This is a genomic window from Pedobacter sp. TM02 (assembly GCF_059705275.1).
On sequence record NZ_AP046530.1, the window covers coordinates 3,481,270 to 3,494,056 of the forward strand.

11 protein-coding genes are annotated in these 12,787 nt (G+C 44.3%); 1 reads left to right on the forward strand and 10 read right to left on the reverse strand.

Annotation, left to right across the window (positions count from 1 at the left end; translation table 11 throughout):
• Positions 1 to 90: 90 nt before the first annotated feature.
• From AC6H1S_RS14990 to AC6H1S_RS15035, 10 genes are all read right to left on the reverse strand, one after another.
• The gene (locus AC6H1S_RS14990) at positions 91 to 828 is read right to left on the reverse strand and encodes a ThuA domain-containing protein (protein ID WP_497564108.1); all 738 of its coding nucleotides are present in this window, start codon (positions 826 to 828) and stop codon (positions 91 to 93) included.
• 27 nt (positions 829 to 855) lie between these two features.
• Positions 856 to 1,572 carry a hypothetical protein gene (locus AC6H1S_RS14995; RefSeq protein ID WP_497564109.1) on the reverse strand — a complete coding sequence of 239 codons (717 nt, stop codon included), beginning with the start codon at positions 1,570 to 1,572 and terminating at the stop codon, positions 856 to 858.
• A gap of 59 nt (positions 1,573 to 1,631) precedes the next feature.
• Positions 1,632 to 2,042 carry an MmpS family transport accessory protein gene (locus AC6H1S_RS15000; RefSeq protein WP_497564110.1) on the reverse strand — a complete coding sequence of 137 codons (411 nt, stop codon included), beginning with the start codon at positions 2,040 to 2,042 and terminating at the stop codon, positions 1,632 to 1,634.
• Positions 2,043 to 2,167: 125 nt separating this feature from the next.
• Positions 2,168 to 2,383 (reverse strand): VF530 family protein, encoded by a 216-nt coding sequence (locus AC6H1S_RS15005; RefSeq protein WP_199141142.1) that lies wholly within the window; start codon positions 2,381 to 2,383, stop codon positions 2,168 to 2,170.
• Between the two features lie 43 nt (positions 2,384 to 2,426).
• Positions 2,427 to 3,542 (reverse strand): adenylate/guanylate cyclase domain-containing protein, encoded by a 1,116-nt coding sequence (locus tag AC6H1S_RS15010; RefSeq protein ID WP_497564111.1) that lies wholly within the window; start codon positions 3,540 to 3,542, stop codon positions 2,427 to 2,429.
• A gap of 168 nt (positions 3,543 to 3,710) precedes the next feature.
• Entirely contained in the window at positions 3,711 to 6,542 is a 2,832-nt protein-coding gene (locus AC6H1S_RS15015; protein ID WP_497564112.1) for a TonB-dependent receptor, read from the reverse strand.
• Between the two features lie 248 nt (positions 6,543 to 6,790).
• Complete coding sequence (locus tag AC6H1S_RS15020; protein WP_199141145.1) at positions 6,791 to 9,040, reverse strand: M1 family metallopeptidase; 2,250 nt, start codon at positions 9,038 to 9,040, stop codon at positions 6,791 to 6,793.
• A 125-nt stretch (positions 9,041 to 9,165) separates the two neighbouring features.
• Positions 9,166 to 9,894: a peptidase associated/transthyretin-like domain-containing protein gene (locus AC6H1S_RS15025; protein ID WP_199141146.1), complete on the reverse strand. Its 729-nt coding sequence runs from the start codon at positions 9,892 to 9,894 to the stop codon at positions 9,166 to 9,168.
• 160 nt (positions 9,895 to 10,054) lie between these two features.
• Positions 10,055 to 10,447, reverse strand: a complete 393-nt coding sequence (locus AC6H1S_RS15030; RefSeq protein WP_199141147.1) for a DUF1573 domain-containing protein — start codon at positions 10,445 to 10,447, stop codon at positions 10,055 to 10,057.
• A gap of 196 nt (positions 10,448 to 10,643) precedes the next feature.
• Positions 10,644 to 10,991 carry an ArsC family reductase gene (locus AC6H1S_RS15035; protein WP_199141993.1) on the reverse strand — a complete coding sequence of 116 codons (348 nt, stop codon included), beginning with the start codon at positions 10,989 to 10,991 and terminating at the stop codon, positions 10,644 to 10,646.
• A 232-nt stretch (positions 10,992 to 11,223) separates the two neighbouring features.
• Here AC6H1S_RS15035 and AC6H1S_RS15040 point away from each other — a divergent pair, with 232 nt between their 5' ends.
• Positions 11,224 to 12,723: a sensor histidine kinase gene (locus AC6H1S_RS15040; protein ID WP_497564113.1), complete on the forward strand. Its 1,500-nt coding sequence runs from the start codon at positions 11,224 to 11,226 to the stop codon at positions 12,721 to 12,723.
• The last annotated feature ends 64 nt before the right edge of the window (positions 12,724 to 12,787 follow it).

Here is a 12,787-nt window from a genome sequence, read left to right on the forward strand (position 1 = left end):
CATACAATATGAAGATTTAATGAACTTGCAAGAGCCTGCAAAAGAAATTTGAACACCACAAAGTGGCCAAGCAATACCGAGCAAAGTAGCCTACTTCATGGTCCATTCGATACCGGCCAATACCTGTTTTAAAAACAAGGGGTCTTTGTATGATTCTTTGGTATGACCCAAAGCGGTATAGAAAACCCTGCCTCCATCAAAGCGATGGTACCAGGTAATGGGATGATCGTTTTTCATGGTTCCCCCTTCGTAGGAAGCCTCATCTACCTTTACAATAACCTTAACCGAGTTGTTGAACGATTTGAAGTTATACCATTCGTCGGTATGCCTCCAAACTTCGGGAAGGCCTTCTACCACCTTGTTTTGCGGATCGACCAACAGGAGCTTGGCTTGCTGCACTTTGGGATGGCTCTCAAAAAAACCGCCCACCATTTGGCCGTACCATTCCCACTCAAAGCTAAAATCGGTAGCGGCATGGATGCCCACGAAACCGCCGCCCTTGTTGATGTATTTTTTTAAGGCCTTTTTCTGCTCGTCGTTAAACACATTGGTGCCGGTAGGGCTTAAAAAAACAAGCGTTTTGTACCTGCGCAGGTTTTCCAAATTAAAGGCCTTTACGTTTTCGGTTGTATCGACATCAAAATTATTTTCTTCGCCCAGCTTTTTAATGGCCACAATACCATCGGCGATGGAAGCATGCCTATAGCCTTTGGTTAGCGAAAAAACCAATACGGCTGGCTTTTTAGATTTTACAGGTTTGGTGGTAAAGCCAAAAGACAACATAATGCTTAACAATACCAGGGCTAGGGAGGGGCGCATCTTCATCATAAAAAATTTTGGTTTGGCAATAAAAAACTAATTTAAGGAATCTGTTTGCAATTTTAAGGATGGCAATACTCTTTTCTCTGGGGGCAGCCATTTAAACTTACGGTAAGAATCAAGCAGGTAGAACTTAAAATCCTCTACATCGGCCTTACGCACAAATTTCAGGCTAGGCCTGTACATCATGATAAAAGCATCCAACTCGGGCTGCTTGATGGGCAAAACAGCCGTAATGGTTTGCACATTAAAACGCCGGTCTATTGGGAGCTCCAGTTCTTCGCGCTTCAGCATGCGCTTAAACCTGCGGGCATTGCGTCCTTCTCTACTAAAAAAAGCAGATGGATAGAATAGCAAGCCCCTGCCCTGTTTGAGATGTATGGCCTCACCCTTGTTGAGCTCTCGCGCATATTGCTCGCTGAGACTCATGCCTTTTACCGAAACCGTATTTAGGGTATTGATTTCCAAAGCCAAGTATCTTCTCAGCGGTTTGAGGTGGATAAGCAGCAACGTATCCGGCCTGTAGCCTGGCGATTTAAAAACCAACAGGTCGTTTAAGGATGCTTGGATTACAAATTCGCCTTTGGCATTGCTGACGGCTTGTTCCTTGGTATTGAGGTTGATGATGTCGGCTTGGTTAATAGGTTTTCGCGAAGCCTGCGCAAATACTTCGCCTTTCACCTGGCTTTGCGCACTTGCCCAAGCAATACTTAAAAGGCACAGCATCAATATCATAAAAACCCTTTTGCTCATGATCAAATATAATGATTGACCCTAACACCGGACTTTCTTTAACACTTTTTAGCATTTGGCTAAGGCAACACAAAGCCTACATTGTATTTTACCTTTTTGTTTTTGAGCACATATTCCGAAGCCACTTCCCCATCTACCAAAATCTTAAATGTTGCTGGGGCATATTGGCCTTTAATTTTAGGCGTAGCCGATAAATCCTTTCCTTTGGCAACTACTTTGAGTTTGACTGCCGTTCCTGAGCTCAGCCTTACCGTCTGTTCCCAGTTTCCGCTTACGTTTTTTAGTTTTGCGGTTTGATTGTCGGCATCGACATAACTTACCCTGGCAGTTAGGCCTTCGCCTAAATCGACTTGGTATGTAACCTGATAGCTATCTTTTCGAACAGACTTGAGTGTTCCTTTGTTAATGGAATAGATTGAGCAGCTGCTCAATACAAGCAGAGATAAAAGCAGGACAATGTATTTTTTCATAAATTGGGATTAAGATAACCAAAGGTATACCCTTCTATAAACAAGACGATGGCTTGGCGGATTTGGTTGCAAGACGAGTTGACTTATTGTTAGCTTGTTATTGGAAGCTGCCAAATGAAATTGGTTTAGCAAAAACTATCGATGTACAGCTGCTCCACCTTTTTTCTTGCCCACTCGGTTTTACGCAGAAATTTGAGGCTCGACTTTACAGAAGGATCTTTTTTAAAACAACCGATATTGATCATCCTGCCCAATTCTTCCCAACCATAGCGCAAAAACAATTGGTTGATGATGAATTCGAGCGTTAATCCATGTAAGGGGTTGTTCTGTTGTTTAACCATAGTCCAAAAGTAACGAACCAAAGCTACGATTGCAAACCAAGGCCTAATCTAGCTTTACATTGTCGATGCTAAAAATGGTGGTGGGCTCTGATTTGCCCTTTAACAAAATCGAGCCCATGTCTTCAATCACAAAGCGCTTGTCTAAACGACTGATCTTTACCACATAGTCTGACACCAAAAAAGTCTTGCCCAGCTCCTTACACATGCCCTGTATGCGGGCCGCGGTGTTGAGCGTATCGCCATGGTAGGCAATATCGCGTTTAACCTCGCCAATTTCTACAGCCGTAACTTTGCCCAAATGCAGACCGGCCTTAAACTGGGGCACCACGCCATATTTTTGTAGGTAATAATCGTTGCGCTTTTTAAATTCGCGTTCGCAGGCAAAAAAGAACTGTATGCACGACAGCTTTTGCAAACCTTCGCCCAAAAGCCAGGTTACTACAACCTCATCGCCAACATACTGATAAATTTCGGCACCAAAGCGCAACAGCACATGGTTGATGTCCATAAAGCTGTCGCGGATAAACTCGCTGTACTTGATGTGGCCCAGCTGCTCGGCAATGGTGGTAGACGAATTCAGGTCCATGAACATGAAAATACGCTCTTCTTCTTTGGGCGTTCTGTACTTGCCCAACAGCAAAGGCACCAGTACACCGGGCCCATATTTTTTGTTTACTTGGTTGATAAAATTGATCAACAGGGTCATGAACGCATAAAAAACAAGCAAAGGGTAATAGATATAAATCCAGGTATTTTTATTGAAGGACACAAACGACTGCACAACGGGTTCGTACAACAGGTTTCTGGTCAGGTAAAAAAACACACTGAAGATTACCAAGAAGAACAATCCCTTCAGGATAATGACCACCCCTACCGGACGGTCTTTAAACGGTTTCCGATCAAAAAGAATATTGATGAGGCCAGAGATCATACCATACAGCACTCCTAATACTACGGCAATCAGCAATACCGGAAAGTACCCTCTATAAATGGTTAAATGGTAGGTTTTGCGTACCGAAAGCTCTACCAGATGTACAATACTGGCAATAAAGATGTTGGCAATAACCCAAAAATACACCTGGATCAGCAATTGGCTGGCTATCGGGTAGCTTATGGCGAACCTTCTGGCGTAAGTGGTATAGTCAAACTCTTCTTTCATTGCGTGAATATCATCAAAAAAACCGAAAGTAAGACGGCCTGTTTTCAATTGGCAGTCTTCGGTTTTTAGTTCGCAACCGGCTGATGAACCATTGAACCGCAAGGTTATAAACAAAAAAGCACAGCACTGGTTTGATCCGGCACTGTGCTAAACCCTAATCCTCCTTTTCTAATTCACCGTGTTCCTAGGGTTGCTTCTTCCATTGCTGGCGCCTACTTTGGCAATTTTGTAATTAACAGAAAGGTAAAAGTAGCGGGTAATGTTGTTGTAGCGTACGTCTTCTATCCTGCTATTGTTTACCAAACGATCAATATTCGTATTCTGCTTCAAAATATCAAATCCCTTGAGGGCCAGCGTAAACCTGCGTTCCATGAAATATTTTTCGAGGCCGGCATTGAGCAAAAAGACATTGTTGTTAAATCCTCCGGTGCGACCAGCGGTTCCGTTGTGCTCTAACTGGGCATCAACCCTGAAATTCTTGAACAGCTCGTAACTGATATTGGCCGAATTATAAAAATTGAAGTATTTATTGTTTACCGCCACCGGAATAGAGTTGTTCACCTTGTTGTAGCTCACATTTACATAAAGACCCGTGTTCAGTTTTTCGTCGATATCGTAGCTGAGGCTGGCATTGGGACCAAAACCATATCGATTGGTGATGTTTTTCTCGGCATTGATGAAACTTGTGGCATGCGAAAGATTGAAATTGATGCCATAACCCATACGCAGGCCCTTTAGCTTCAGCGGCATCCCAAAATAGCTGCCCGTGTTAATGTAATAATTGCCATCCACATTAACCGGCTTGACCAATTGTACGCCGTTGACGTAGTTCACGTCGTTACCAATATCGTCGAACGAGAGATTGTACAGGAAATAGCCATTCCAATACCTGTTGTTATCTGGACTAAAGGTGTTGAAGTTGACAGACACCCTGTGGTTTTTCCTCGCGTTGAGATCAGGATTGCCGATGCGTTGGTAAAGCGGGTTGTTGTTGTTCTGCACGGGTTGCAAATCGTTTACCGATGGCAGGTTTACATTCGCGTTGTAATTGAGCTGTATGGTTTGGTTGTTCTTGTTTTTGAAGCTGATATTTAAGCGTGGCAATACATTGTAATAGGTTTTCGAAATATTACCCACGTTAACACCGGCGCTGCTTAGCAAGGTCGCGTCTAAACCTGTTTGTTGCAAGCCAAAACCAAAATTGTAGGTCCATTCGGTACGTGCATAAATAAAACCAACACGGGCCGCCTGTAGCCAGTTGTGGTTATCGAGCGTGTTGCTGTAGGCTGGCACAATAATTTCGTACTTGCTGGTCAGCGGATTGTAATCGTAGGTAAGCTGTTCGGCATCTACCATGCTTCTGTTGTAGATATAGCCCAAGCTGGCATTCCATCTCTTGTTAAAAACCGGCCGTACATAGTTGGCGTTGATGGTATAGGTTTTGGAAATATTTTCCTGACTGGCCTGTTGGTCGGTATTGGTGGCTATCGGCGCGCCATTGGTGTAGTTGTTGATGTACGAACGATTGGTCCAATCTGAATTAAAGGTATTCTGCGTGCCATTAAGCCTTAGCGATACCGAACCTTTGTTGTTGGGCATGCGGCGAAGTATTGAAAATTCGCCAAAAAGCGATGGCGTTACATTCTTTTGGTTCAGGTACTGCGTGCCCTCATTGCTTTGGCCGCTGGCATCGAAAGCCGAACTGAATTTGCGGTTATTGATGTTGGTGGTATAATTCAGGATCACGTTTGGCCTGAAAATGATATCGGTAAGCGAATCGGGATGGTATTCGGCCCTAAGGTTAAAGCGATGCGCCTGGTTGTCGCTGTTGCGCACGGCCTGTTCTGCCGTTCTTAAGATATCGCCCTGGCCCAAATCCTGTATGTTGGACAGGCGGTTGCCCAAACCCGACGAGAAATAGGTAAAATAGCTGGTGCTTAGCGCCAAGGTATTTTTTTTGCCCCAGGTATTGCTATAGTTTACCCCGCCACTGTGTGTTGATACGTCGCCGATGGCATTGTTATCGAAAACGCCAGAACCGCCAATGGTGGTTTTGCCGTTGTTTACGTTAATAGAAAAGCTACCTCCCGCAGGTGGTGCAAAAATATTGCCGATGTTGCCTCCGGTAAAGCTATTGAGGTCTTCAAAATTGAAACTGGCATTGTTTACGTTATTGCTCATGCCCAACACGGCAAACTGCAGGTTTTTGTTAAAATGATTGGCGCTCAAATAGCCATTGTATTTATCAGTGGTACCGCCTGCTACATTGGCATTGCCAAACCAACCGTTCTTTTTATCCTCTTTAATAGTCAGGTTCAGCACTTTTTCGCGCTGGCCGTCGTCAATACCCGTAGCTTTGGCTTCTTGGGTCTTGCTGTCTACGATTTGGACTTTGGCAATGGCATCGGCCGGAAGGTTTTTGGTAGCCGTTTTAGGATCGGTTCCGAAAAAGTCCTTCCCGTCAACGGTTAGCCTCGATACTTTCTGCCCTTGCACCAAGATATTGCCATCTTTATCGATTTCGACACCGGGCAATTTTTTAAGCAGCTCTTCTACCGCGGCATTGGGCTTGGTTTTAAAGGCGCCCGCATTAAATTCGAGCGTATCTTTTTTCACCTTCATATTGGCCTGCTGCCCGGTTACATTTACTTCTTTGAGGCTAATGGCATCTTCTTCCATTTTTAAGGTGCCCAGGTTAACTATACCGCTATGGGCAGCTACTTTCATGCGAATGGTTTTATAGCCTAAGGCCGATAGCTTGAGCAGGTACTCGGTCCTTTTCAGGTCTTTAAAACTGAACTCGCCCGAAAAATTGGTAATTACGCCAGTTCGTTTGGCCGAATCGGCGGTTTCGGTAAGCACTGCCGCCGCGTAAGGAATAGCCTCGCCACTTTTGGCACTAAACAATTTGCCGGTTACCGTGGCCATTTCTTGTGCGAAGACTTTCGTACATAAACTGCACAGCAAGAGCATCAGGATGGTTTTTAAAGTCGTTTTCATGTTGTTTGTTTGGAAAATGCAGGCTTTTATTTTCAAGCTTGTCATCCATAAGACACCATAAAAAACCAAGTGTGACAGTTTTTGGCAAAAAAAATTGAAAAAGTGGTTTTTGCATAAAGTCGCAGCCGGCCAAAAGGCCAAGAGCAAACTGGCTGACCAGAACTGGTCTTCGACATCAAGATTTTTGCGAATCAAAAAGCCCGGCCAACCAAAGTTGCCGGGCTTTCTGATCGCTTTAAGCTTTAAGCTTATTTTTCTTTGGTAAACGTATAGTCGTTACCATTTTCGCTAACTTTCATTTCGTTTTTGGCAGGGTTAAATTCTACCTCTAAGCCTCCCTCTTCATTCGTAAACTTATTGCCGCTTACAAACATCAACCCAAAAGCTGGTTGCGTACCTGCCTGTGCCATTAATTTGCCATCCACTTTGCTGATGATGATTTTAATGCCTACGCCCTGGGCGGCATAGGTGCCCAAATACGCGTCTAAATTTGCTGGTGCAACCGAAGCAGTTGATGTACCGCTAGCCGTCCATTTATTGTTGTCTGGATTGCTATCTGGCAACACTCTTTCTGGATCTAGTTGTACTTCGGTAATTTCTTCGGTGGTTGGATAGCGCACCAACCAGGTGGTGTTTTTCATCCAAACATCAACCGGTACTTTTACGACATCTGTTTTGCCGCTCTTGGTTTTGATTTGGAGGATAATCGGCATCGGCATCTTTTCGAGGTTGTTTACGCGGATGGTGTAACCGGTTAGCTTGCCATCTTTCATTACCTCTTTCACCTCGCCTAAGCCTTGATCCATTTTCCAGCTGTTCAAGAACCAGCTTCTCCAGAACCAGGCCAGGTCTTCGCCACTGCCATTTTCCATCGAACGGAAGAAATCGAAAGGCGTTGGATGTTTGTAAGCCCAGTTTTTGATGTATTGCCTGAATGCATAATCGAAGCGGTCTTTGCCCAAAATCTGATCTCTCAAAATGTTAAGTCCCCATCCTGGTTTGCTGTAAAGGTTGATACCGATATTGGCTTCGGCCATGCCATCAGGCATTTGCATAATGTTTTCGTAACGCGGATTGCCAATGCTCGATTTGCCAATGGCATTCATGTTTGGCTGACGTTGTTTGTACTCGCCGTTGTTGAAGTTTTGCGAAGAAATACCATTGATAAAAGTATTGAAACCTTCGTCCATCCAACCGTATTTACGCTCGTTCGAACCTACAATCATCGGGAACCAAGTGTGACCAAACTCGTGGTCGATTACGCCCCAGGCACTGCCTTTTTTGGCATTCCAGCCACAAAAAACGATACCTGGATATTCCATACCACCAATATTGGTTGCTACGTTTACTGCCATTGGATAAGGATATTCGTACCACATTTTCGAGTAATGCTCAATAGTGCTTTTTACGTATTCAACGCCACGGCCATAAGCATCCATGCCATTGCTTTCTACCGGTTGTGCAGATACAGCCAACGATTTTTTGCCACTTGGCAGGTTGATGCGCGCGGCATCGAGCACAAACGATTTTGACGAGGCCCAAGCCGCATCGCGGGCATTGGTAATTTTGAATTTCCAGGTCAGTCTGTCTTTTGCCGGGCGCGATTTTGGGTCGGTTACTTCAGCCTCAGAACGGATATGTACGGTTGCATCGCTCAGCTTAGCCGCATTCCATCTTTTCAGTTGTTCGGCAGTAAATACTTCCTGCGGGTTCAGCAACTCGCCAGAGCCCATTACGATGTGGCTTGCAGGCGCATTAACCGAAAAAGTAATATCGCCGTATTCGCAATAGAACTCGCCACCGCCCCAATAAGGCAAAGTATTCCAGCCAATCACGTCGTCGTAAACGCACATGCGTGGAAACCATTGTGCAATGGCATAAATTTCGCCGTTTTTGGTAGTCAGGTGACCGGTTCTGTCAGATCCTTCTTTAGGCACGATGTAAGAATAATCCATACTGATGGTTATCAGGTCGCCGTTAGGTGCCATCGGTTGGTCTAAACGGATCTGCATACGGGTATCTTCAACCATAGAGGTAAACTTTACAGGGGCCGCCTTTTGCGTTACCTTGATGTTGCGGATGGTATAGCCGCCCTCAAACTTCTCGCCTTGCGCACCATAACGGCTACGTGCAGGTGTTACGGCATAACCACGCGAAGTTTCTTTAAAAGTATTCTGGTCTAGCTGCAGCCATAAATAAGGCAGCTTATCCGGACTGTTGTTTTTGTAGGTAAGCGTTACGGTGCCGCTTACCATGTTCTTGGTTTCGTCAAGGCTTACCGAAATGTTGTAATCAACGCGGTTTTGCCAATATTTGGCACCTGGAGCTCCATTGGCCGAACGGAATTCGTTTCCGTTTTGGGTATAGAACAGTGGGCCAAAGGCATCGGCCGGGACATAATTGGTTGCCGGCGGCGTGGTTTGTTGTGCATAGCTAGTGAGGCCAAACAAGCAAACCACCGCTGCAAGTGCAGCATGTTTGGTTAGAAATTTAAGCATAGTGGTTATTGGTTTGTTATATTTTTTGCCAACAAGAGCGGTTTTTTTAGCCAGTTCTTGTTTTTTGTTAAAGGTAAAAGCTAATTGAATAAATTCAAACAGATACTCAATATTGTTACGCCGTTTTAGGGATTATTGGCCTTTAATTTAGGGAGAGAAGGAAGTTTGCGTTGCTCTGGAGGCAGTTTGCTCCAGGTATGATAAGCCCTTACCGTGTAATAGGCATAGTTAAAGGGGCGTTCGGCCTTGATTTGATCAACCGTAGGCCTGTACAAACCCATAAAGTTCTTCATATCTTCGTCGTTGCCCTCAAATTTAACTACGCTTCTGATATAGGCAGGGTTAAAATTTTTCGATATTTCTTCATTGTAGCGGTCGTTTTCTTCAAGTTCGGCAATCTTGGCCTGTTGCCTGCGGTATTTACCAAAGCCGAGGTTTAGCCTTACGCCTCCTCTTTCCTTGCTCATATCAACCTGTCGGGCAGGTTTGGCATCGGGATCGCGCGCATCCAAAAAAGGCGATATCTTGGCTGTGGTAATGTCAACAGGCTTAAGGTTGTTGACCACCTGCCTCAAATAAATGTTTTTGGGAAAAAGATTAGTGAGGTATACCGTATCGGTTTGGAAGCCGGCCATGCCAAAAGAAATAAGGTCGCCAATTTTGGCTGCAATCGCAAAATGGCCATCCTTATCGGTTAAGGTCAATGCTTTGGTGCTCAGGTTTCTGATCGTGGCATTTTCCATGGGCGTAGTCCGGTTGTCGTTATCGAAAATATTACCGGTAAGGGTATTATTCTGCGCCAATAATTGCAGTGGAAAGGCCAGCAACAGCATTAAGGTTAACTTTTTAAGCATACTCAAATTTAAAGCTCTTTTTAGGTAAGCTCTTGTATTTAACAAAATTTAACAGAAAACTGATTTTAGTTTTTGAAAACACCTGGGCCGACAATTGTGCACAAAGAAAACAAAAAAAGGGAATAATTACTTATCCCCTCTTTGTATTGGTGCACATCAATTATTTTGAAGTAGCCGCAGCTACGACTTCGCCCTTGATGATGATTGTTTTTACAGGCTCTTTCGAGTTCGATTTAATCGTGGTTGCTTTGGTAAACACGCCAACTGCAGCCGCATTGTAGGTTAACTCTACAAAACCGCTTTCGCCTTTTTTAACCGGCGTTTGGGTGTATTTGGCCACCGTACAGCCACAAGCTGGCTCTACCGCCGAAATGATCAAAGGCTGATCGCCAACATTTTTAAACTTTAAGGTTACGTTAACCGGTTTTCCTTGTGGGATTTTGCCGAAATCGTGGGTTTCTTTTTCAAATTTGAATTCGGGCTGTACGTCTTTCATGGCGGTTACTCCGACGAAACTTGCTACAGCAGCAAATAGAACGATTAATTTTTTCATAATATTGATTTTAATGATAGTTGCCTAGTCAAAAAGCCATGGGCTACCCTTATGTTACCCGATAACTGCTGACGGTTAGGATGATTTAAAAATTTCTTTGCCATAAACCTACGAACAAAGTAGGTTATAATCCAAAAAACTTGTGGTCAATGAACAAAAAATTCATCAAATCTTCATTTTGTTCAGGCCTGGCTCGTTATTTCAGCAGCGCCTGGTAGGCTTCTTCGCTAAAACCAATTAAAATGGCTTTGCCGTTTTGCTCAACCACAGGGCGTTTAATGGCGCTGGTATTATTTAGCAAGTAAACAACGGCCTTATCGGCGCTATTGATAGCTGCCTGCTGTTCTTTGTCGAGTTTTTTAAAAGTAAGGCCATTTTTGTTGATTACTTTTTCCCAGCCAAACTGGTTGAACCATTCGGTCAGTTTTTCGGCGGTAACGCCTTTCTTCTTGAAATCGTGGAACTCGAAATCGATATGGTTTGCCTTCAGCCAATCCTGGGCCTTTTTTACCGTATTGCAATTAGGTATGCCGTATAAGGTCATGTGTTGATAAATTTTGATGCAAAGCAAAGTTAGGAAAAGAAGTTTGGAGTTGGTTGAGGAGTTTTCAGTTGACAGTTTTCAATAATGAGCGATTCGAGCTCCTCCAAAACAAGCTAAAAAACCGATCTTTGTCCATTCGTCACATTTATCCGGATATTGGTCACATTTTCAAAATAGATTGCCAACCGCAGCTTAACATTGTACCATTAACTAACTGCAACAAACCCAACACATGAAACTAAAAGAGCTGCAAAAAACGGAATTCTGGATCTCGACCATCCTCTATGTATTCGCTGTTCTGATGCTGATTACCGCTGCAGGCGGCCGTTTCTATAACGAAAACTATTACAACTTTAGAGGCGAACACCTCAGCTACTCGCTTTTTTCGAATTATCTGGCACCCGAATTGTTCAGGTATTCTATTCTTTATTTCAATTTCTTGTTCCTCAATTTCTATATCGTTCCGTCGTTCCTCAAAAAGGAAAACATCGTACTCAACGCTTTGCTCACCTTCGTGATACTGGTAGGCTCCGGCTTTACCATCAGCATCTGCAAAACCTATACCGAGGCTTATACGCTGGTGCAATACAACGACGTCCAAGACGCCTACAACCGCCTGTTCTTCGACGGGTTTACCTACGAGCTATGGGTTATGGTGATTGTTACGGCCTACGTGCTTTTAAAAGAATTTATCAATTACTTTATGGCCAATAAACACGACAAGGCCTATAAAAACCAGATGAAGATCGATGCCGGCTTTGGCATTGCCTTTTGGTTTATCGGACTGATGCTGTGGGTTGCCAGCCATGCCGGGATAGACATCGTTGTGCTATGGACTTTGATCATTTTATCGTCTATTGCCATGGTTATCTACGCCTTATATTATCTTTTGCCCGAAATCTACCCCAAAAACCGTAAGTTCAGCGCCTTTTTCGGCCAGTTGTTCGTGGCCGCCATTTTGATGGCCGTACCTATTTCGCTGATTGCCTTTCTGCTCAGGCCGAGAGGCGAAGTAATTGCCATTACATTGCTGTTCCATTTTCCGGTGCAACTGCTTTTAAGCGCCCCACTGGCCTGGTTCCTCTACAAAAGACGGGTGGCCAACTCGGCCGAGCTTACTTCGCTAAAAACCGAACTAGGCAAATCAGATGCCAACCTCAGCTTCCTGAAATCGCAGATCAATCCGCATTTTTTATTCAATGCCCTCAATACGCTTTATGGTACCGCCCTGCAGGAAAATGCCGAGAGAACCGGTGAAGGCATCCAAAAACTGGGCGATATGATGCGTTTTATGCTGCATGAAAACGTGCAGGACAAGATTTCGCTGACCAGGGATGTGGATTACCTCGAAAACTATATCGCCCTGCAAAAGCTGCGCACTTCCAGATCGGCCAATATTGTGATCGAAACCCAAATCGAAGAACAGTTGAACAATTTCCAGATTACCCCCATGCTGCTTATTCCTTTTGTAGAGAATGCCTTTAAGCATGGCATCAGCCTGCAGTATCCCTCACACATCAAAATTACTTTGCAAACCAAAGGCAGCACACTTTATTTCGATGTGCACAACAGTATCCATCTCAAGGCCGACAACGACCCCGAAAAACTAAAAAGCGGCATAGGCCTGGTCAATGTAAAGCAACGCTTGGCTTTGCTCTACCCCAACAGGCACGAACTGATTATCAGGGAAAGCGCCAAGGAGTTCTTTATCCACCTCACCATACAGCTTTAAAACCTAATCGGCTACGGTACTTCAATTACGTCTCAGCAAGGGCATAGCTATGCCCAAAACTTAA